General features: G+C 58.9%; 16 protein-coding genes. 12 read left to right on the top strand and 4 right to left on the bottom strand.

The genetic code is table 11. The features are described 5' to 3' along the window. Positions 1-160: 160 nt before the first annotated feature. The 10 genes from iscR (at position 161) to sseB (ending at position 7,960) form a co-directional block, all read left to right on the top strand. A complete protein-coding gene (gene iscR, locus E0L20_RS22495) occupies positions 161-652 on the top strand; it encodes a Fe-S cluster assembly transcriptional regulator IscR (protein ID WP_089597799.1) in 492 nt (163 codons plus the stop codon). A gap of 117 nt (positions 653-769) precedes the next feature. Further along, positions 770-1,984, top strand: coding sequence for a cysteine desulfurase (gene iscS, locus E0L20_RS22490; protein ID WP_020883022.1), 1,215 nt, complete (start codon positions 770-772; stop codon positions 1,982-1,984). Between the two features lie 24 nt (positions 1,985-2,008). Continuing rightward, a complete protein-coding gene (gene iscU, locus E0L20_RS22485; protein WP_003860661.1) occupies positions 2,009-2,395 on the top strand; it encodes a Fe-S cluster assembly scaffold IscU in 387 nt (128 codons plus the stop codon). Positions 2,396-2,408: 13 nt separating this feature from the next. Beyond that, positions 2,409-2,732, top strand: a complete 324-nt coding sequence (gene iscA, locus E0L20_RS22480; RefSeq protein WP_003860659.1) for an iron-sulfur cluster assembly protein IscA — start codon at positions 2,409-2,411, stop codon at positions 2,730-2,732. A 79-nt stretch (positions 2,733-2,811) separates the two neighbouring features. Next, positions 2,812-3,327, top strand: coding sequence for a co-chaperone HscB (gene hscB / locus E0L20_RS22475; protein ID WP_131635851.1), 516 nt, complete (start codon positions 2,812-2,814; stop codon positions 3,325-3,327). Between the two features lie 14 nt (positions 3,328-3,341). Further along, complete coding sequence (gene hscA, locus E0L20_RS22470; protein WP_131635850.1) at positions 3,342-5,192, top strand: Fe-S protein assembly chaperone HscA; 1,851 nt, start codon at positions 3,342-3,344, stop codon at positions 5,190-5,192. A 1-nt stretch (position 5,193) separates the two neighbouring features. Continuing rightward, positions 5,194-5,529 (top strand): ISC system 2Fe-2S type ferredoxin, encoded by a 336-nt coding sequence (gene fdx, locus E0L20_RS22465; protein ID WP_119937458.1) that lies wholly within the window; start codon positions 5,194-5,196, stop codon positions 5,527-5,529. Between the two features lies 1 nt (position 5,530). Beyond that, complete coding sequence (iscX, locus tag E0L20_RS22460) at positions 5,531-5,731, top strand: Fe-S cluster assembly protein IscX (protein WP_095282903.1); 201 nt, start codon at positions 5,531-5,533, stop codon at positions 5,729-5,731. 53 nt (positions 5,732-5,784) lie between these two features. Next, complete coding sequence (gene pepB, locus E0L20_RS22455; protein ID WP_131635849.1) at positions 5,785-7,071, top strand: aminopeptidase PepB; 1,287 nt, start codon at positions 5,785-5,787, stop codon at positions 7,069-7,071. Positions 7,072-7,183: 112 nt separating this feature from the next. Then, positions 7,184-7,960: an enhanced serine sensitivity protein SseB gene (gene sseB, locus E0L20_RS22450; protein WP_131635848.1), complete on the top strand. Its 777-nt coding sequence runs from the start codon at positions 7,184-7,186 to the stop codon at positions 7,958-7,960. Between the two features lie 17 nt (positions 7,961-7,977). Here the strand turns inward: sseB and E0L20_RS22445 are convergent, their stop codons facing one another. The 4 genes from E0L20_RS22445 to E0L20_RS22430 form a co-directional block, all read right to left on the bottom strand. Next, a complete protein-coding gene (locus E0L20_RS22445) occupies positions 7,978-8,748 on the bottom strand; it encodes a MurR/RpiR family transcriptional regulator (RefSeq protein WP_131635847.1) in 771 nt (256 codons plus the stop codon). Beyond that, positions 8,748-9,593, bottom strand: coding sequence for a 3-mercaptopyruvate sulfurtransferase (sseA, locus tag E0L20_RS22440; RefSeq protein WP_131635846.1), 846 nt, complete (start codon positions 9,591-9,593; stop codon positions 8,748-8,750). Before sseA ends, E0L20_RS22445 begins: the two co-directional genes overlap by 1 nt. Before the next feature lie 90 nt (positions 9,594-9,683). Further along, a complete protein-coding gene (locus E0L20_RS22435) occupies positions 9,684-11,051 on the bottom strand; it encodes a 6-phospho-alpha-glucosidase (RefSeq protein ID WP_131635845.1) in 1,368 nt (455 codons plus the stop codon). A gap of 12 nt (positions 11,052-11,063) precedes the next feature. Next, positions 11,064-12,608, bottom strand: a complete 1,545-nt coding sequence (locus E0L20_RS22430) for a PTS transporter subunit EIIC (protein ID WP_131635844.1) — start codon at positions 12,606-12,608, stop codon at positions 11,064-11,066. Positions 12,609-12,894: 286 nt separating this feature from the next. Here E0L20_RS22430 and E0L20_RS22425 point away from each other — a divergent pair, with 286 nt between their 5' ends. Both E0L20_RS22425 and pbpC read left to right on the top strand, forming a co-directional pair. Next, positions 12,895-17,847, top strand: coding sequence for an alpha-2-macroglobulin family protein (locus tag E0L20_RS22425; RefSeq protein ID WP_131635843.1), 4,953 nt, complete (start codon positions 12,895-12,897; stop codon positions 17,845-17,847). Position 17,848: 1 nt separating this feature from the next. Next, entirely contained in the window at positions 17,849-20,176 is a 2,328-nt protein-coding gene (gene pbpC / locus E0L20_RS22420) for a peptidoglycan glycosyltransferase PbpC (RefSeq protein WP_131635842.1), read from the top strand. Positions 20,177-20,240: the final 64 nt, after the last annotated feature.

Here is a 20,240-nt window from a genome sequence, read left to right as displayed (position 1 = left end):
CCGACAAAAAAACGGCACAGAAGGTTAAATACCTGACTAAAACAGTCAAGTAAATAGTTGACCAATTTAGTCAGGAATGTCAGACTTGGCCCTGCTATGCAATACCCCCATTTTACAATAAAAAACCCCGGGCAGGGGCGAGTTTGAGGTTAAGTAAGACATGAGACTGACATCTAAAGGGCGTTATGCCGTGACCGCGATGCTGGACGTTGCGCTCAACTCCGAAGCGGGCCCGGTTCCGTTGGCTGATATTTCTGAACGACAGGGGATCTCCCTCTCTTATCTGGAGCAGCTGTTCTCCAGACTGCGTAAAAATGGACTGGTTTCCAGCGTTCGTGGCCCAGGCGGCGGCTATCTGCTGGGTAAAGACGCGGGCAGTATTGCGGTTGGCGAAGTGATCAGTGCAGTAGACGAATCCGTCGACGCGACCCGTTGCCAGGGTAAAGGCGGCTGCCAGGGCGGCGATAAGTGCCTGACCCACGCGCTGTGGCGCGATCTGAGCGACCGTCTGACCGGTTTCCTGAACAACATCACCCTGGGTGAACTGGTCAATAACCAGGAAGTTCTGGACGTGTCGGGCCGCCAGCAGAGCCATGAGTCACAACGCAGCACCCGCGCGCAAGACGCAATCGACGTTAAGCTGCGCGCCTAATAAAAAGATAAGTATTTCAGAATCAGGCCGGGGTGATAACACCCCGCGTACTCGGTCGTACATCCAGCCGGTTGCCTGATTCCTTGCATTGAAGCGATGTACGGAGTTTATAGAGCAATGAAATTACCGATTTATCTCGACTACTCCGCAACCACGCCGGTGGACCCGCGTGTTGCCGAGAAGATGATGCAGTGTCTGACCCTGGACGGAAACTTTGGTAACCCAGCTTCCCGTTCACACCGTTTTGGCTGGCATGCTGAAGAGGCGGTTGATATCGCCCGTAATCAGATTGCTGACCTGGTGGGTGCCGACCCGCGTGAAATTGTTTTCACCTCCGGCGCGACCGAATCCGACAACCTGGCTATCAAAGGTGCTGCCAACTTTTATCAGAAAAAAGGCAAGCACATCATCACCAGTAAAACCGAACACAAAGCCGTGCTGGACACCTGCCGTCAGCTTGAGCGTGAAGGGTTTGACGTGACTTACCTTGCGCCGCAGAGTAACGGGATCATCGATCTCAAAGAGCTCGAAGCGGCCATGCGTGACGACACCATTCTGGTCTCCATCATGCACGTGAACAACGAAATCGGCGTCGTTCAGGACATCGCCACCATCGGTGAAATGTGCCGCGCGCGCGGTATCATCTACCACGTGGATGCGACCCAGAGCGTGGGCAAACTGCCTATCGACCTGAGCCAGCTGAAAGTGGACCTCATGTCCTTCTCCGGCCACAAAATCTATGGCCCGAAAGGTATTGGCGCGCTGTACGTGCGTCGTAAGCCACGTATCCGCATCGAAGCACAGATGCACGGCGGCGGTCACGAGCGCGGCATGCGTTCCGGTACGCTGCCTGTTCACCAGATCGTGGGCATGGGCGAAGCATACCGCATTGCAAAAGAAGAGATGGAAACCGAGATGGCGCGCCTGCGCACGCTGCGTAACCGTCTGTGGGACGGCGTGAAGGATATGGAAGAAGTGTATCTGAACGGCGATCTCGAGCAGGGCGCACCGAACATCCTTAACGTCAGCTTCAACTATGTTGAAGGCGAATCGCTGATCATGGCCCTGAAAGATTTGGCCGTCTCTTCCGGTTCTGCCTGTACGTCTGCAAGCCTCGAGCCATCCTACGTGCTTCGCGCGCTGGGCATGACCGACGAGCTGGCACACAGCTCTATCCGTTTCTCTTTAGGTCGTTTCACTACCGAAGAAGAGATTGACTACACCATCAAGCTGGTTCGCAACTCCATCGGCCGTCTGCGTGACCTCTCTCCACTGTGGGAAATGTTCAAGCAGGGCGTGGATCTGAACAGCATTGAATGGTCACATCACTAATCGGTACATAAGGAGAATTCAATCATGGCATACAGCGAAAAAGTCATCGATCATTACGAGAACCCGCGCAACGTTGGCTCTTTTGACAACAGCGATGAATCCGTAGGTAGCGGCATGGTCGGTGCACCGGCGTGTGGCGACGTGATGAAGTTGCAGATTAAAGTCAACAATGAAGGTATCATTGAAGACGCGCGCTTCAAGACCTACGGCTGCGGTTCTGCAATCGCGTCCAGCTCCCTGGTGACCGAATGGGTGAAGGGCAAGTCTCTGGACGAAGCACAGGCTATCAAGAACACCGATATTGCTGAAGAACTCGAACTGCCGCCGGTGAAAATTCACTGTTCAATTCTGGCAGAAGACGCGATCAAAGCCGCCATTGCGGATTACAAAAGCAAACGTGAAGCAAAATAATTGAGGTTTGAGTATGTCGATTACCCTTAGCGACAGCGCTGCCGCGCGAGTAAGCTCTTTTCTGGCGAACCGTGGTAAAGGCTTTGGCCTGCGACTGGGCGTACGTACCTCCGGCTGTTCTGGTATGGCTTACGTACTGGAGTTTGTTGATGAACCGGCGTCTGACGACACCGTGTTTGAAGACAAGGGCGTGAAGGTGGTGGTCGATGGCAAAAGCCTGCAATTCCTCAACGGCACTCAGCTGGACTTCGTCAAAGAAGGCCTGAACGAAGGGTTCAAATTTACGAACCCGAACGTCAAAGACGAGTGTGGTTGCGGCGAAAGCTTCCACGTTTAACCGCGCGTCATCCGAAACCCCACCGTGGCGTACCAGCTACGCGTGGGGTTTGTTCTAACAGGCTACCCCTGAGATTGTTATGGATTACTTCACTCTCTTCGGATTACCCGCTCAATACCCGATCGATCTGCAGGCGCTGACGATCCGCTTTCAGGATCTGCAGCGTCAGTACCATCCGGATAAATTCGCGAGCGGTTCTCAGTCAGAGCAACTGGCTGCGGTTTCCCACTCTGCGACCATCAACCAGGCCTGGCAGACGCTGCGTCATCCGCTGGCGCGTGCAGAATATCTGCTCTCGCTCCACGGTTTTGACCTGGCGAGCGAACAGCACACCGTTCGCGACACCGCGTTTCTGATGGAACAGCTGGAGCTTCGCGAAGAGCTGGATGAGATAGAGCAGGCCAAAGACGAAGCGCGTCTGGAAAGCTTTATCAAGCGCGTTAAGGGCATGTTCGATACCCGCCATCAGCAGATGGTGGAGCAACTGAACAACGAGACCTGGGACGTGGCGGCAGACACTGTGCGCAAACTCCGTTTTCTCGATAAACTACGAAGCAGTGCTGAACAACTCGAAGAAAAGCTGCTCGATTTTTAATTTCGGAAGCAATTATGGCCTTATTACAAATTAGTGAGCCTGGCTTAAGTGCCGCACCGCACCAGCGTCGTCTGGCGGTGGGTATTGATTTGGGCACCACCAATTCCCTCGTGGCGACCGTGCGCAGCGGCCAGGCGGAAACGCTGGCCGACGAGCAGGGCCGCCATCTGCTGCCTTCCGTGGTCCACTACCAGCAGCAGGGGCACGCGGTCGGCTATGACGCTCGCGCCAACGCCGCGCGCGATCCGGCCAACACCATCAGCTCCGTAAAGCGCATGATGGGCCGCTCGCTGGCCGATATTCAGACCCGCTACCCGCATCTGCCGTATCAGCTGCAGGCCAGTGAAAACGGCCTGCCGATGATCGCAACCGCGGCCGGTCTGCTGAACCCGATTCGCGTTTCCTCCGACATCCTCAAAGCGCTGGCGGCGCGCGCGACGGCGACGCTCGGCGGCGATCTGGACGGCGTAGTCATTACCGTTCCGGCCTATTTTGATGATGCACAGCGTCAGGGCACCAAAGACGCCGCGCGTCTGGCGGGCCTGCACGTGCTGCGCCTGCTGAACGAACCCACGGCGGCGGCGATTGCCTACGGCCTCGACTCCGGTCAGGAAGGGGTCATTGCGGTTTACGATCTCGGCGGCGGCACCTTTGATATCTCGATCCTGCGCTTAAGCCGCGGAGTGTTTGAAGTGCTGGCGACCGGCGGGGATTCCGCGCTGGGCGGCGATGACTTCGACCATCTGCTGGCTGATTACATTCGCGAGCAGGCGGGCATTACCGATCGCAGCGATGCGCGAGTACAGCGTGAACTGTTGGATGCCGCCATCGACGCCAAAATCGCCCTGAGCGATGCGCAGACGGTTACCGTTAACGTTGCGGGCTGGCAGGGTGACATCACCCGCGACAAGTTCGACGACCTGATTGCCCCGCTGGTGAAACGCACCCTGCTGGCCTGCCGTCGCGCATTGAAAGATGCGGGCGTTGAGGCGAACGAGGTGCTGGAAGTGGTCATGGTGGGCGGATCGACCCGCGTGCCGCTGGTGCGAGAGCGCGTGGGCGAATTCTTTGGCCGCACGCCGCTGACCTCCATCGACCCGGATAAAGTAGTTGCCGTGGGCGCTGCAATCCAGGCCGATATCCTGGTCGGCAACAAGCCGGACAGCGAAATGCTGCTGCTGGACGTCATCCCGCTGTCGCTGGGGTTAGAAACCATGGGCGGCCTGGTGGAGAAAGTGATCCCGCGTAACACCACCATTCCGGTGGCGCGCGCGCAGGAGTTCACCACCTTCAAAGACGGCCAGACCGCGATGTCCATCCACGTGATGCAGGGCGAACGCGAGCTGGTGCAGGACTGCCGCTCTCTGGCGCGCTTTGCGCTGCGCGGTATTCCGGCGCTGCCTGCGGGCGGGGCGCATATTCGCGTCACCTTCCAGGTGGATGCGGACGGCCTGCTGAGCGTCACGGCGATGGAAAAATCCACCGGCGTGGAATCGTCCATCCAGGTGAAGCCGTCCTACGGCCTGACCGATGGCGAAATCGCCTCCATGATTCAGGACTCAATGAGCTACGCCGAGCAGGATGTGAAGGCGCGTATGCTGGCTGAACAGAAAGTTGAAGCCGCCCGCGTGCTGGAAAGCCTGAACGGCGCGCTTGCTGCCGATGCCGCGCTGTTAAGCGCCGCTGAGCGTCAGTTGATTGACGATGCTGCCGCGCGCTTGAGCGCAGTTGCCGAAGGCAATGACGCTGAGGCAATAGAAGAAGCCATTAAAAACGTTGATAAACAAACCCAGGACTTTGCTGCTCGCCGCATGGACAAATCTGTCCGCGTCGCGCTGAAAGGCCAGTCCGTGGACGAGGTTTAATATGCCAAAGATTGTTATTTTGCCTCATGCGGACCTGTGTCCGGATGGTGCTGTTCTGGAAGCGAAGACCGGCGAAACCATTCTCGATGTTGCCCTGCGTGCAGGTATCGAAGTGGAACACGCCTGTGAAAAATCCTGTGCCTGCACCACCTGCCACTGCGTTGTGCGTGAAGGTTTCGACTCTCTCGCCGAGAGCACCGAAGACGAAGACGACATGCTGGATAAAGCATGGGGACTGGAGCCAGACAGCCGCCTGAGCTGCCAGGCGCTGGTGACCGATGAAGATCTGGTCGTGGAATTCCCACGCTACACCATCAACCACGCACGCGAGCATTGATATGGGACTGAAGTGGACAGACAGCCGTGAAATCGGCGAAGCGCTTTACGACGCGAACCCGGATCTCGATCCGAAGACCGTACGATTCACCGACATGCATCAGTGGATCTGCGATTTAGAGGATTTTGACGACGATCCAAGCGCATCCAATGAAAAAATTCTGGAGGCGATTCTGTTAGTCTGGTTAGATGAAGCAGAGTAAATCACCTAGCGGGCTGCCTTCAGGCGGCCCGTTTGCTAATAAGGATAAATAAAATGACCGAAGCGATGAAGATTACGCTCTCCACGCAGCCTGCCGACGCTCGCTGGGGCGAAAAAGCTACCTACAGCATCAACAACGACGGTATTACCCTGCACCTGACGGGCAAAGATGATACCGGCCTGATCCAGCGCGCCGCCCGCAAAATTGACGGCCTCGGCATTAAGCATGTGACTCTGGCAGGCGAAGGCTGGGATACCGACCGCAGCTGGGCGTTCTGGGCAGGTTACAAAGGGCCTAAAGGCACCCGCAAAATTGAGTGGGCAAACCTTGATGAAGCGGGTCAGAAAGAGCTGGAAAGCCGCCTGAAAATCATCGACTGGGTGCGCGACACCATTAACGCCCCGGCGGAAGAGCTAGGCCCAGAGCAGCTGGCGCAGCGCGCCGTTGACCTGCTGTGCGGCGTGGCGGGCGACAAAATGTCTTACCGCATCACCAAAGGTGAAGACCTGCGCGAGCAGAACTACATGGGTATCCACACCGTGGGCCGGGGTTCAGAGCGTCCTCCGGTCCTGCTGGCGCTGGATTACAACCCAACCGGGGATAAAGAGGCGCCGGTCTTTGCCTGCCTGGTCGGTAAAGGCATCACCTTCGACACCGGCGGCTACAGCCTGAAGCAGAGCGCATTCATGGACTCCATGAAGTCCGACATGGGCGGCGCGGCAACCATCACCGGCGCGCTGGCGTTTGCCATTACCCGCGGTCTGAACAAGCGCGTGAAGCTGTACCTGTGCTGTGCGGACAACATGGTGAGCGGTAACGCCTTCAAGCTGGGCGACATCATTCGCTACCGCAACGGCAAAAACGTTGAGGTGATGAACACCGACGCCGAAGGCCGTCTGGTGCTGGCCGATGGCCTGATCGACGCCTCCGCGCAGAAGCCAGAGCTGATTATCGACATGGCGACCCTGACAGGCGCGGCGAAAACCGCCCTGGGCAACGATTACCATGCGCTGTTCAGCTTCGACGACAAGCTGGCCGCTCGCCTGCTGGCAAGTGCCGCTGCGGAAAACGAGCCGTTCTGGCGTCTGCCGCTGGCGGAGTTCCACCGCAGCCAGCTGCCGTCTAACTTTGCCGAGCTGAACAACACAGCGAGCGCGGCTTACCCGGCGGGTGCAAGCACGGCGGCAGGCTTCCTGTCCCACTTCGTTGAGAACTATCACGAAGGCTGGCTGCACATCGACTGCTCCGCAACCTACCGTAAAGCGGCGGTTGAGCAGTGGTCCGCGGGCGCGACCGGTCTGGGCGTGCGTACCGTAGCGAACCTGCTGACGGCTGAGTAATAATTGTCCCCTCACCCCAGCCCTCTCCCCAAAGGGGAGAGGGTGTTCAAATTCCCTCTCCCCTTTGGGGAGAGGGTTAGGGTGAGGGGGAAATGCATCATCTGGAATTGTTATGTCCGAAACCAAAAACGAATTAGAAACCCTGCTGGAGCAGGCGGCGACCGAGCCCGCCCACCGTCCGGCATTTTTCCGCACGCTGCTGGAATCCACCGTCTGGGTGCCGGGAACGGCGGCGGAAGGGGAGCAGGTTGTGGAAGACAGCGCGCTGGATCTGCTGCACTGGGAGAAAGACGACGGCACCTCGGTGATCCCGTTCTTCACCTCCCTCGAAGCGTTGCAGGAAGCGGTAGAAGACGAACAGGCGTTCGTAGTGATGCCGGTGCGTACCCTGTTTGAAATGACGTTGGGGCAGACGCTTTTCCTCAACGCTAAATTGCCGACCGGGAAAGAGTTTACCCCGCGTGAAATCAGCCACCTGATGGGCGAAGAGGGCAACCCGCTCAGCACCCAGGAGGTGCTTGAAGGGGGCGAAACGCTGCTGCTGTCTGACGTGGCTGAGCCGCCAGCCCAGATGATTGACTCCCTGACCACGCTGTTTAAAACCATCAAACCGGTGAAGCGGGCGTTCCTTTGCTCCATTAAAGAGCGCGCCGACGAACAGCCGGTGTTATTGATAGGAATAGAGGCAGACGGCGACATCGAGGAGATCATTCAGGCGGCGGGAAGCGTGGCGACCGACACGCTGCCGGGCGATGAGCCCATTGATATCTGCCAGGTGAAGAAAGGCGAAAAGGGCATCAGCCATTTTATTACCGAGCACATCACGCCGTTCTACGAACGTCGCTGGGGCGGCTTCCTGCGCGATCTCAAGACCAACCGCATCATCTGATTACAGCGGGGTGAGTTTCACCCCGTTGCTTCCAGCAGCAGTAAATCCATCAGCAGCACCAGGTTCGACTCAAACGACGTCACCCCCGCGGCTTCGGCGGCGAAGTGCACCGCTTCGTCATACAACGCGAAATGCAGATCGGCCATGCCAGCCAGCGTATTGGCAGACGCGCGGGTGAAGGCAATAACCGTCATGCCCACGTTTTTGGCAATCCGCACTTTATCCAGCACCTGCTCCGTTTCGCCGCTGCGCGAGACGGCGATAAATACCTGATACCGCGCGGCGTTGCTGAGAAAAATATTTCGGCTATCGCCCGGCCCGGAGATAAATGCCGTTTTGCCCAGCACCTGCAGCTTCTTGGTCAGGTACTCCGCAAACAGATAAGAAAACCCGGCGCCGTAGAGAAAGAAGCTCTCCTTCTGGCGCAGCAGGTCGGCAAACTGCTGGCGTTTGTTGTGGGTAATCCACTGGAAGGTTTGCTGGTAGTTGGCGATGAACTGATTAAACAGCGCGGGCAGTTCAGGTCGAGACTGTGCCTGGGCGGCAATATGCGGCGTATCGGAGAGCAGCTGCTTGCAGTGCCAGATGAATTCGCTAAAGCCGCTGAACCCCAGCTTCTGGCACAGCCGCATGATGGTGGCCGTGGAGACGAACGTTGCCTGCGCCAGCTCGCGCACCGTGATGTTGCCTACCAGAAGCGGATGCTCGGTAAGGTGCGCGAGGACGCGATACTCCGCGCGGGTCAATGATGCCCCGCGCGTTAACAGCGTGGCCAGGCGGTTATCCATTATTTAGCCGGTTCAACCGGCAGATCGTCACGCGCGCCCCATTCGCTCCATGCGCCGTCGTAGAGCGTGACGTCGTTCGCGCCGAGCGTGGCGAGCGCCAGGATCACCACGCAGGCCGTCACGCCTGAGCCGCAGCTGGCAACGATCGGACGATGCAAATCCACGCCCGCACGATCGAAAATAACGCGCAGCTCGTCGGTGGTTTTCAGCTCGCCTTCAAACACCAGATCGCCCCACGGCACGTTCAGCGCGCCCGGGATATGTCCGCGCTTCAGCCCCGGACGCGGCTCGTCCGCTTCGGCATTAAAGCGTGGCGCAGGACGCGCATCGACGATTTGCGCGGTTTTTTCGTGGCTGACCACCAGCACGTCGGTCAGACGCTTAACGATATTAGCGTCAAAGGTGGCATCGAACTCGCCTTCCGGCAGCGTCACGTCGCCCTGCTGGAGCGGCAGCTCGTCGCGCTTCCAGCCTGCAAGCCCGCCCGCCAGAATCGAGACTTTTTCCACGCCGAAGTTTTTGAGCATCCACCAGGCGCGCGGCGCGGAGAAGAGGTTACCTTCATCGTAAACAACAAGGTGTTTGTCCTTGCTGACGCCAAGCTCGCGCATCGCCACGGAAAACGCTTCCGGGCGCGGCAGCATGTGCGGTAGGGGAGAGGTACGATCGGAGAGGGCTTCAATATCAAAAAATACCGCGCCAGGCAGGTGCCCTGCGCGGTATTCACCGGGAACGTCGCGATGCTCTTGCCCCGGCGGGGCCATGCGCGCGTCAATAATCTGAACTTCCGGGTCGTCGCCGTGCTCAATCAGCCAGTCGGCGGCGACAAAATATGAGGTGGACATGGGTTGCCTCCGTTCTTTTCCGTAAAAAAGGATTGTCGGTGTTTTTTCTGACACCGACAAGCAAACCGCGTTCAACTCGCGAGCAACCCCTTATTTTTTCACCGCTTCGCCGTCCTGCCAGGCTTTTTGCAGCGCAGGCCAATAGTCGCGGTTGGCTTCAATCATCTCATCCAGAATCGCCTTCGCGTGTTCCATGGTCGGCACGGTGCGGTTGAGGGTGAATGCCTGCAGCGCTTTCTCATAGCTGCCTTCGATGGTCGCCTCTACCAGCAGCTGTTCAGACGCCAGCTGCTGTTGTAGCAGCGTCTGGTGGAACAGCGGCACCTGCCCCACGCGGATGGGTTCCGGCCCTTCGGAGGTGATATACGCGGGCACTTCCACCACCGCATCGTACGGCAGATTGGTAATTGCCCCGCGGTTCTCCACCATGACCAGATGGCGCTGGCGCTGGTTGAACGCCAGCGAGCAGGCCACGTCGACGATAAATTCGCCGTGCACGCCAACGTGGAAGGCATCCGGCAATATTCCGGTGCGCTTATATTCCTCGGCAGCGGCGAACAGCTTTTTCTCACGCCCGTTCATCACTTCGTTGGCGCGGGTATAGTCTGGGTTCTGATGCTCCACAATCTGGTTCGGCATCAGGTAATACTGCAGATACGGGTTCGGCAAATACTCCGGGAAGTTATCCATAATCGGCTTGATGTTGCGCCAGGTTTTCACCCATGACGGATCCGAGTGCTGCGGGTCGGTTTTGGCGGCGTCCTCCGTCAGCAGGCCAAACTTCGCGATATGCTTACGCAGCTCGGGCAGCTTGTCTTCGCCGTCCACCAGTACGCGGGTAAACCAGCCGAAGTGGTTCAGGCCAAAGTAGTCCACCTCCAGCTTACGGCGATCGACGCCCAGAATAGCGCCCATATTGCGCATTGCGGCCACCGGCATATCGCAGATGTTCAGCACCCGCGCATTTGGCCGCAGGCGGCGCACACCCTCCGCGACGATCGCCGCCGGGTTGGAGTAGTTGACGATCCAGGCTTTTTCATGCGCGTAGCGATCCACCAGATCGATAAGCTCCACCATCGGCAGGATCGTGCGCAGGCCGTACGCCAGCCCGCCTGGGCCGCAGGTTTCCTGGCCGACCACGCCGTGACGCAGCGGGATCTTCTCGTCCTGCTCGCGCATCTTGTACTGACCAACGCGCATCTGGGCGAAGACGAAATGCGCGCCGCTGAAGGCCACTTCCGGGTCGCCGGTCACGGTAAATTTAATGCTCTGGCTGTGGTCGCGAATGACCTTCTCGACAACGGGCGCAATGGTGTTCTGACGCGCCTCGTCGATGTCATACAGGCGGATTTCGGCCAGCGGGAAATCCTGCAGGCGCACCATCAGGCTTTTTACAATACCCGGCGTGTAGGTGCTACCGCCGCCGGCGATCGACAGAATGAATGGGGGTGTAAACATCTTTAGCTCCTTTCAGAGAAACGTCTCAACGGCTTCTCGCATTTTTTTGACGTGCAGCCCGTAGACCACCTGAACGTTGTTACCTTGTTTGATAATCCCTTTCGCGCCGGTCGCTTTGAGGCGCGGCTCGTCGATAATGGCGACGTCCTTCACCGTGACGCGCAGGCGGGTGTAGCAGTTATCCACCACTTCAATGTTTTCCCGGCCGCCCAGCCCGGCCACGATAGACTCGCCAAGACCATCGTTATTGCCTTTGGCCTGGTACTCCTGCTTGCTGTAGAGGCGCGTCTCTTTATCGTCATCCTCACGGCCCGGCGTCTTCATGTTGAAGCGCAGGATCAGGAAGCGGAACACCACGAAGTAGAGGGCGAACATGATCAGCCCGACCACGATGTACATCGGCCAGTTGGACTTCTCCGTGCCGAGCGGCAGGTTGTAGAGGATGAAGTCGATAATCCCGTTAGCGCCGATGGCGTGCACGCCCAGCAGCGAGAACAGCATCATGCCGATGCCGGTCAGCACCGCGTGCACCACGAACAGCAGCGGGGCGACGAACAGGAACGAGAACTCAATCGGCTCGGTCACGCCGACCAGCAGCGAGGTCAGCGCCGCCGGGATCAGAATCGCTTTGGCAATGGCTTTACGCTCCGGCTTCGCGGTCATGTACATCGCCAGCGCCGCCGCAGGCAGGCCGAACATCTTGCTGATGCCGCGCGCGTCCCACACCACGGTGCTGCTGAGCTGCTTCACGTCCGGGCAGGCCATCTCGGCGAAGTAGATATTGCGCGCGCCCTGATAGGTCGTGCCGCATACCTCCTGCGTGCCGCCCAGTTCGGTATAGAGGAACGGGGTATAGACCAGATGGTGCAGGCCGGTTGGCACCAGAATGCGCTCAAGGAAACCGTAGATCGCCACGCCAAAGGGTCCGGAACCTTTTATCGCCAGCGCTAAGGTACTGATGCCGTGCTGCGCGAATGGCCAGAGCTCGCTCATCACCACGCCGAGCAGCATGGAGACGGGGAGCATGACGATGGCGACAAAGCAGTGGCCGGAATAAATCGCCATTGCGCCGTTAAACTGTACGCCGGAGTATTTGTTGTACAGGTATCCTGAGAGCGCCCCGGTCAGTATCCCGGCGAACACGCCCATCTCCAGCGCCTGCACGCCCAGCACCATGCTTTGCCCGGCCGCCTTCATCTGGTCTGCAGGCGCCAGCGCGCCCTGCAGCTGCAGCGTGACGTTCATGGCGTTGATAAACACCACGAAGGTCACCAGACCGATCAGCGCCGCGTAGCCTTTATCCCGCGTGGCCAGGCCAATCGGAATGCCGACGGCAAACACCAGCGCCAGGTTAACCAGCACCGACACGGCAGATTTCGCAATCAGCTGGCCGATATTTTGAATGAAAGGATGCCCAAGAAACGGCAGATACTCGGCCAGATTGCCGTTACCCAGCACGTTACCAAAGGCGATAAACAGACCGACGATCGGTAAGATAAGTACCGGTCCGTACAATGATTTTCCGAAATTTTGTAGGGCGTTCACGGCTCGTTTCATGGCTTTCTCTCTTTGTGAACCGCGCACTCGGGGTGCGTCTCAGGCTTAAAATTAGCAGGCTGCAGGCGTTTCTATCCAGCTATCTTCTTGTTTTAAAAACAAATGACGTGAAAGGTAACATGTAACGTTCTGCGCTGTGATCGGTGTTGCAACACGGGACGGGCCTGTTGCACACGCCTGCGAGGCCTCTTCCAGAATCTAAAATTGGACTTTTTGAATTAATGAAACTTGCGGATAATACTTATCCGGACGACGACCAACAGGCTCCACGGGCCAGGGACAAAGGATGAAACCGTTTCGCTTAGCCGCGATCTCTCTCGCGCTACTTACCACGTTTACGCTTGCCGGCTGTGATAACAGCGACGATAAGCCTCAGGCTGCGGCTCCCGCGGCTTCAACTGCACCAGAACAGAAAACGCCGGTAAAACCCGACGCAGAAAAACTGGCTAAACTGGCCGCCCAGAGCCAGGGCAAAGAGCTGACGTTGCTGGATGCTTCTGAGGTGCAACTTGATGGCGCCGCCACGCTGGTGCTCACGTTTTCTGTCCCGCTGGATCCCGAGCAGGATTTCGCAAAGTCGGTTCACGTGGTGGATAAGAAAAGCGGCAAAGTTGACGGGGCATGGGAACTTGCGCCCAACCTCAAAGAGCTTCGCCTGCGCCATCTGGAGCCAAACCGCAATCTGGTCGTCACCGTCGATCGTGGCCTGATAGCGTTGAACAAAGCGACCTTCGGCATCGATTACGAAAAAGCCCTGACCACCCGGGATGTTGAACCGACGGTCGGTTTCGCCAGCCGGGGCTCGCTGCTGCCGGGCAAAGTGGTGGAAGGTCTTCCGGTGATGGCGCTCAACGTCAACAACGTAGACGTGAACTTCTACCGCGTGAAGCCGGAGTCGCTGGCCTCGTTTGTCAGCCAGTGGGAATACCGTAACTCACTGACCAACTGGGAGTCCGACAACCTGCTAAAGATGGCGGAACTGGTCTATACCGGCCGTTTCGACCTCAACCCTTCGCGCAACACGCGTGAAAAATTGCTGTTGCCCCTGAAGGATATCAAACCGCTCCAGCAGTCTGGCGTTTATATCGCGGTGATGAATCAGGCCGGACACTACAACTACAGCAACGCGGCAACGCTCTTTACCCTGAGCGATATCGGCTTGTCGGCTCACCGCTATCATAACCGTCTGGACATCTTCACCCAGAGCCTGGAGAACGGTGCGGCGCAAACCGGCGTGACCGTGACGCTGCTGAATGACAAAGGGCAGACGCTTGCCGAGGCGAACAGCGATGCGGACGGCCACGCAAAGCTTGAGACCGACAAAGAGGCGGCGCTGATCCTCGCCAGTAAAGACGGCCAGACCACGCTGCTCGATCTCAAGCTGCCTGCACTTGACCTGGCGGAGTTCGACATCGCCGGCAGCCCTGGCTACAGCAAGCAGTTCTTCATGTTTGGCCCGCGCGATCTCTATCGTCCGGGGGAAACGGTGATCCTCAACGGCCTGCTGCGCGACAGCGACGGAAAACCGCTGCCCGCCCAGCCGGTGAAACTCGACGTGCTGCGCCCGGACGGGCAGGTGGCGCGTACCATTGTGGTTCAGCCCGAAAACGGTCTCTATCGCTTTAACTATCCGCTCGATAGCGGTGCCCAGACCGGCATGTGGCATATCCGCGCCAATACCGGCGACAACCTGCAGCGGCTCTGGGACTTCCACGTCGAAGATTTTATGCCTGAGCGCATGGCGCTCAATCTGACCGGGCAAAAAGCGCCGGTGTCGCCGCAGGATAATGTCGATTTTAACGTGGTGGGGTATTACCTGTATGGCGCACCGGCGAACGGCAATTCTCTGCAGGGCCAGCTGTTCCTGCGTCCGCTGCGTGAGGCGGTCACCGCGCTGCCGGGCTTCCAGTTTGGTGATATCGCCGAAGAGAACCTGAGCCGCAGCCTGGATGAAGTGCAGCTTACCCTGGACGATCGGGGGCGCGGGCAGGTCACCACCGAAAGCCAGTGGAAAGAGGTGCACTCTCCGCTGCAGCTGATCCTGCAGGCCAGCCTGCTGGAGTCCGGCGGCCGTCCGGTAACGCGTCGCGCCGAGCAGGCAATCTGGCCGGCGGCTGAGCTGCCGGGTATTCGCCCGCAGTTTGCCAGCAAGGCCGTGTACGACTACCGCACTGATACCACCGTCAATCAGCCGATAGTGGATGAAAACGGCAACGCCAGCTTTGACATCGTCTATGCCGACGCCAGCGGGGCGAAAAAAGCAGTATCCGGGTTACAGGTTCGCCTGATCCGCGAGCGCCGCGACTACTTCTGGAACTGGTCCGAGAGCGACGGCTGGCAGTCTCAGTTTGACCAAAAAGATCTGGTTGAAGGCGAACAGGAACTGACCCTCAAGGCAGATGAAACCGGCAAAGTGACCTTCCCGGTGGAGTGGGGCTCATACCGTCTGGAAGTTAAAGCGCCTGATGAGATAGTCAGCAGCGTGCGTTTCTGGGCCGGCTACAGCTGGCAGGATAACAGCGACGGCACCGGCGCGGCGCGCCCTGACCGCGTAACGCTTAAAATCGATAAACCGTCGTACCAGCCGGGCGATACCATTCAGCTGCATATCGCTGCCCCGGCGGTGGGTAAAGGCTATGCGATGATCGAATCCAGCGAAGGGCCGCTGTGGTGGAAAGAGATCGACGTACCGGCAAACGGTCTGGATCTCTCCATTCCGGTGGATAAAGCCTGGAAACGCCACGATCTTTACCTCAGCACGCTGGTGGTTCGACCTGGCGACAAATCCAAATCCGCCACGCCGAAACGTGCGGTCGGGCTGTTGCACCTGCCGATGGGCGATGAAAATCGCCGTCTGAACATCGCGCTGGAAACGCCACAGAAAATGCGTCCTAATCAGACGCTGTCCGTGAAGGTAAAAGCCAGCGTGAAGGAAGGCGCGGTGCCGCAGAAGGTGAACGTGCTGCTCTCGGCTGTCGATAGCGGCGTGCTGAACATAACCGATTACGTTACGCCCGATCCGTGGCAGGCCTTTTTCGGCCAGAAGCGCTACGGCGCGGACATCTATGATATTTACGGCCAGGTAATCGAAGGGCAGGGACGAATGGCCGCGCTGCGCTTTGGTGGCGACGGTGATGAACTTAATCGTGGCGGTAAGCCGCCGGTGAACCATGTCACCATTATTGCCCAGCAGGCGCAGCCGGTGGAGCTGGATGCCAACGGTGAAGGCACCATCACGCTGCCGATTGGCGACTTCAACGGCGAGCTGCGCCTGATGGCGCAGGCGTGGACGGAGGATGATTTTGGCAGCAGCGAGAATAAGGTGATTGTGGCCGCGCCGGTCATCGCCGAGCTCAACACGCCGCGCTTCCTGGCAAGTGGCGATACCTCTCGACTGACGCTGGACCTGACTAACCTGACCGGCCAGCCGCAAACGCTTAACGTGGCTCTGACCGCATCCGGCAAGCTGTCTCTGGAAGGCGCTCAGCCGCAGCCCGTTCAGCTACCGCCGGGCGCGCGCAGCACGATGTTTATTCCTGTGCGTGCGCTGGAGGGCTACGGTGACGGTGAAATATCCGCGCAGGTAACGGGCCTGCAGCTGCCAGGCGAGACGTTTGCTCCGCAGCAGAAGAGCTGGAAGATTGGCGTGCGTCCGGCATTCCCGGCACAAACGGTCAATACCGGCGCCATGCTGAACCCGGGGGAGTCCTGGACCGCGCCGGTACAGCACATCACCGGCTTCTCGCCTGCCACGCTGCAGGGGCAGCTGCTTCTGAGCGGCAAACCGCCGTTGAACCTGGCGCGCTATATCCGAGAGCTGCAGGCGTATCCGTATGGCTGCCTGGAGCAAACCACCAGCGGCCTCTTCCCGTCGCTCTATACCAACGCCGCGCAGCTGACGGCGCTGGGCATCAAGGGCGACACGGACGATAAACGCCGCGCGGCGATTGATATCGGTATTTCCCGTCTGCTGCAAATGCAGCGTGACGACGGCGGTTTTGCCCTGTGGGATAAAAATGGTCCGGAAGAGTACTGGCTGACCGCCTACGTGACTGACTTCCTGGTCCGCGCCGGTGAGCAGGGCTACAGCGTTCCGGCCGACGCGGTGAACAATGCCAATAGTCGTCTTCTGCGCTATCTGCAGGACCCCGGCATGATGTCCATCCGCTACAGCGACGACACCCAGGCCAGCAAGTTCGCCGTACAGGCCTATGCCTCGCTGGTGCTGGCGCGTCAGCAGAAAGCCCCGCTCGGCGCACTGCGTGAAATCTGGGATCGCCACGGTCAGGCGGCCTCTGGCCTGCCGCTGATGCAGCTGGGCATGGCGCTGAAGCTGATGGGCGACGCCCCGCGCAGCCAGCAGGCGCTGGATCTGGCTCTCAAAACGCCGCGTAACGACAGCAAAAACTGGATGGCCGATTACGGCAGCCAGCTTCGCGATAACGCGCTGATGCTCTCTCTGCTGGAAGAGTACAAGCTTCTGCCGGATGCGCAAAACACGCTGCTTAACGCCTTGTCTGAAGAAGCGTTCAGCCAGCGCTGGCTGTCAACGCAGGAGAGCAACGCGCTGTTCCTTGCCGGACGTTCGCTGCAAACCTTGTCAGGTGCATGGCAGGCAACCGCCAGCTTCTCGGAAAAACCGCTGAGCGGCGATAAATCGCAGGTACAAAACGTCAACGGTGACCAGCTTGGCGCGCTGCAGGTGACTAACACCGGTACAGCGCCGCTGTGGGTGCGCCTCGACAGCACCGGTTACCCGGAATATGCGCCTCAGCCGGCCTCTAACGTGCTGCAGGTTGAGCGTCATATTCTGGCAACCGACGGCAGCAGTAGGTCACTCTCTTCCCTGAAGAGCGGTGAGCTGGTGCTGGTGTGGCTGGAAGTGAAAGCCAGCCAGAACGTGCCGGATGCGCTGGTGGTGGACCTGCTCCCGGCAGGGCTGGAGCTGGAAAACCAGAACCTGGCGAACAGCAGCGCAAGCCTGCAGGACAGCGGCAGCGAAGTGCAGAACCTGCTGAACCAGATGCAGCAGGCGGACATTCAGCATATGGAGTTCCGCGACGATCGCTTCGTGGCTGCGGTGCCGGTTAACGAAGGGCAGCCGGTTACGCTGGTCTATCTGGCGCGCGCCGTGACGCCGGGGACCTATCAGGTGCCCGTGCCGATGGTGGAGTCTATGTACGTTCCGCAGTGGCGTGCGACGGGTGCGGCCAGCGGCCCGCTGATTGTTGTTCCGTAATATGCAGATAGCTCGTCTGACACGCTCCCGCTGGCTATGGCTGGCGGGAGCGCTTCTCGTTTTATGGGGGCTGATTATTGCCGCCGACCGCCTGTGGCCATTGCCTCTGAAAGAGGTTAACCCTGCACGCGTGGTTGTGGATGAGAAGGGCGCGCCGCTGTGGCGTTTCGCCGATAGCGAAGGAATCTGGCGCTATCCGGTTTCCATTGAAGAGGTTTCTCCCCGCTATCTTGAGGCCCTGATCCAGTACGAAGATCGCTGGTTCTGGGATCATCCAGGCGTAAACCCGTTCTCCGTGCTGCGCGCCGCCTGGCAGGATCTCAGTTCTGGCAAAGTCGTCTCTGGCGGCAGTACGCTTACCATGCAGGTAGCGCGGCTCCTTGACCCGCATCCGCGCACCTTTGGTGGCAAAGTTCGTCAGCTCTGGCGGGCGATGCAGCTGGAGTGGCATCTCTCCAAGCGCGACATCCTCACGCTGTACCTCAACCGTGCCCCTTTTGGCGGCACGCTGCAGGGCGTCGGGGCAGCAAGCTGGACCTATCTGGGTAAACCGCCCTCGCAGCTCAGCTATTCCGAAGCCGCTCTGCTGGCGGTACTGCCCCAGGCGCCGAGCCGCTTGCGTCCCGACCGCTGGCCAGAACGCGCCGAAGCGGCGCGCAATAAAGTGCTCGACCGAATGGTGACGCAGGGCGTCTGGTCTGCAAAACAGGTCCGGGAATCCCGTGAGGAGCCGGTATGGCTGGCACCGCGGCAGATGCCGCAGCTGGCGCCGCTTTTTTCACGCATGATGCTCGGTAAAAGTCGCGAAACCAAAATTGTTACTACGCTCGATGCGGCCCTGCAGCGGCAGCTTGAAGAGCTGGCAATGAACTGGAAAACCCGTCTGCCTGCCCGCAGCTCGCTGGCGATGATCGTTGTCGATCATACGGACATGAAGGTGCGCGGCTGGGTTGGCTCGGTTGATATTAACGATGACACGCGCTTTAGCCATGTCGATATGGTGAATGCGATCCGATCCCCGGGATCGGTACTGAAACCCTTTATTTACGGCATGGCCCTGGACGATGGCCTGATTCATCCTGCCTCGCTGCTGCAGGATGTACCCAGAAAAACGGGTGACTATCGTCCCGGTAATTTTGACAGCGGATTTCATGGCCCGGTCAGCATGAGCGAGGCGCTGGTACGCTCGCTTAACCTGCCAGCTGTGCAGGTGCTGGAAGCGTTCGGACCAAAACGTTTTGCGGGCATGCTCAGCAACGCGGGGTTGCCGCTCATACTGCCTTCAGGCGCACAGCCGAACCTATCGCTGATTTTGGGCGGAGCTGGCGCGCGCCTGTCGGATATCACCGCGGCGTACAGCGCCTTTGCCCGACACGGAAAGGCGGGACGGCTGCGGCTGCGGCCGAGCGATCCGCTGGTTGAGCGTCCGCTGCTGTCGCCAGGCTCGGCGTGGATTATTCGCCGTATATTGGGCAATGAGGCGCAGCCCCTGCCGGATGGCGCTCTGCCGCAGATCGCGCCGCTGGCGTGGAAAACGGGTACCAGCTACGGCTACCGCGATGCCTGGGCTATCGGTTTAAATGCCCGTTACGTGATTGGCATCTGGACCGGCCGACCAGACGGTACGCCCGTTGCAGGGCAGTTTGGCTTCGCGAGCGCCGTTCCGCTGTTGAACCAGGTCAACAATCTGCTTCAGTCACGTTCGACGCTGGATGAAGCGCGACTGCCGCGCGATCCTCGCCCGGCAAGCGTAGGGCGAGGGGTGATCTGCTGGCCGGGCGGTCAATCGCTGCCGGAAGGCAGCGAAAACTGCCGCCGTCGCCTGTCAACCTGGCTGCTGGACGGCAGCGAGCCGCCTACGCTGCTGCTGCCGGGGCAGGAAGGCATCCGCGGCATTCGTTTCCCGGTCTGGCTAGATAAAACGGGCAAACGCGTTGCGGCAGATTGCCCTGATGCAAAAGAGAACGTTCTCGACGTCTGGCCGCTGCCGCTGGAGCCATGGCTGCCCGCCGCGGAAAAAAGGGCGGCGCGTCTTCCTGATTCATCAGCCGACTGTCCGCCACTGGACAAAAGCAATGCAGCGCCGCTGATCGTTTCGGGAGTCCGGGAGGGCGCGGTTATCAAACGCCTGCCTGGTGAAGTGAATATGACCCTTTCGCTAACGACTACGGGAGGAGAAGGCCAGCGCTGGTGGTTCTTAAATGGGGAACCTCTGGAAGGTCGCCAAAAGAACTATTCATTCAAATTATCCTTGCCTGGTAATTATCAATTAGTTGTATTGGATGAATCTGGCCAGACGGCAACGGTGAATTTCGAATTAGATCGTTAAGAGGTACTCCAGAAGAGTTAGCTTGATAATTATCAAATGCTCGTTCCTTCAAAAACCCGAGAAT

The sequence above is a fragment of the Enterobacter wuhouensis genome (assembly GCF_004331265.1).
Taxonomy (GTDB): domain Bacteria; phylum Pseudomonadota; class Gammaproteobacteria; order Enterobacterales; family Enterobacteriaceae; genus Enterobacter; species Enterobacter wuhouensis.
The sequence above is the reverse complement of the archived record's forward strand: the minus strand, read 5'-3'. Positions and strand labels throughout refer to the sequence as shown.

Excerpts from the sequence above, each read along its gene's own strand:
- iscR (WP_089597799.1), top strand. The coding sequence starts at position 161 with ATGAGACTGACATCTAAAGGGCGTTATGCCGTGACCGCGATGCTGGAC.
- iscS (WP_020883022.1), top strand. The coding sequence starts at position 770 with ATGAAATTACCGATTTATCTCGACTACTCCGCAACCACGCCGGTGGAC.
- iscU (WP_003860661.1), top strand. The coding sequence starts at position 2,009 with ATGGCATACAGCGAAAAAGTCATCGATCATTACGAGAACCCGCGCAAC.
- iscA (WP_003860659.1), top strand. The coding sequence starts at position 2,409 with ATGTCGATTACCCTTAGCGACAGCGCTGCCGCGCGAGTAAGCTCTTTT.
- hscB (WP_131635851.1), top strand. The coding sequence starts at position 2,812 with ATGGATTACTTCACTCTCTTCGGATTACCCGCTCAATACCCGATCGAT.
- hscA (WP_131635850.1), top strand. The coding sequence starts at position 3,342 with ATGGCCTTATTACAAATTAGTGAGCCTGGCTTAAGTGCCGCACCGCAC.
- fdx (WP_119937458.1), top strand. The coding sequence starts at position 5,194 with ATGCCAAAGATTGTTATTTTGCCTCATGCGGACCTGTGTCCGGATGGT.
- iscX (WP_095282903.1), top strand. The coding sequence starts at position 5,531 with ATGGGACTGAAGTGGACAGACAGCCGTGAAATCGGCGAAGCGCTTTAC.
- pepB (WP_131635849.1), top strand. The coding sequence starts at position 5,785 with ATGACCGAAGCGATGAAGATTACGCTCTCCACGCAGCCTGCCGACGCT.
- sseB (WP_131635848.1), top strand. The coding sequence starts at position 7,184 with ATGTCCGAAACCAAAAACGAATTAGAAACCCTGCTGGAGCAGGCGGCG.
- E0L20_RS22445 (WP_131635847.1), bottom strand. The coding sequence starts at position 8,748 with ATGGATAACCGCCTGGCCACGCTGTTAACGCGCGGGGCATCATTGACC.
- sseA (WP_131635846.1), bottom strand. The coding sequence starts at position 9,593 with ATGTCCACCTCATATTTTGTCGCCGCCGACTGGCTGATTGAGCACGGC.
- E0L20_RS22435 (WP_131635845.1), bottom strand. The coding sequence starts at position 11,051 with ATGTTTACACCCCCATTCATTCTGTCGATCGCCGGCGGCGGTAGCACC.
- E0L20_RS22430 (WP_131635844.1), bottom strand. The coding sequence starts at position 12,608 with ATGAAACGAGCCGTGAACGCCCTACAAAATTTCGGAAAATCATTGTAC.
- E0L20_RS22425 (WP_131635843.1), top strand. The coding sequence starts at position 12,895 with ATGAAACCGTTTCGCTTAGCCGCGATCTCTCTCGCGCTACTTACCACG.
- pbpC (WP_131635842.1), top strand. The coding sequence starts at position 17,849 with ATGCAGATAGCTCGTCTGACACGCTCCCGCTGGCTATGGCTGGCGGGA.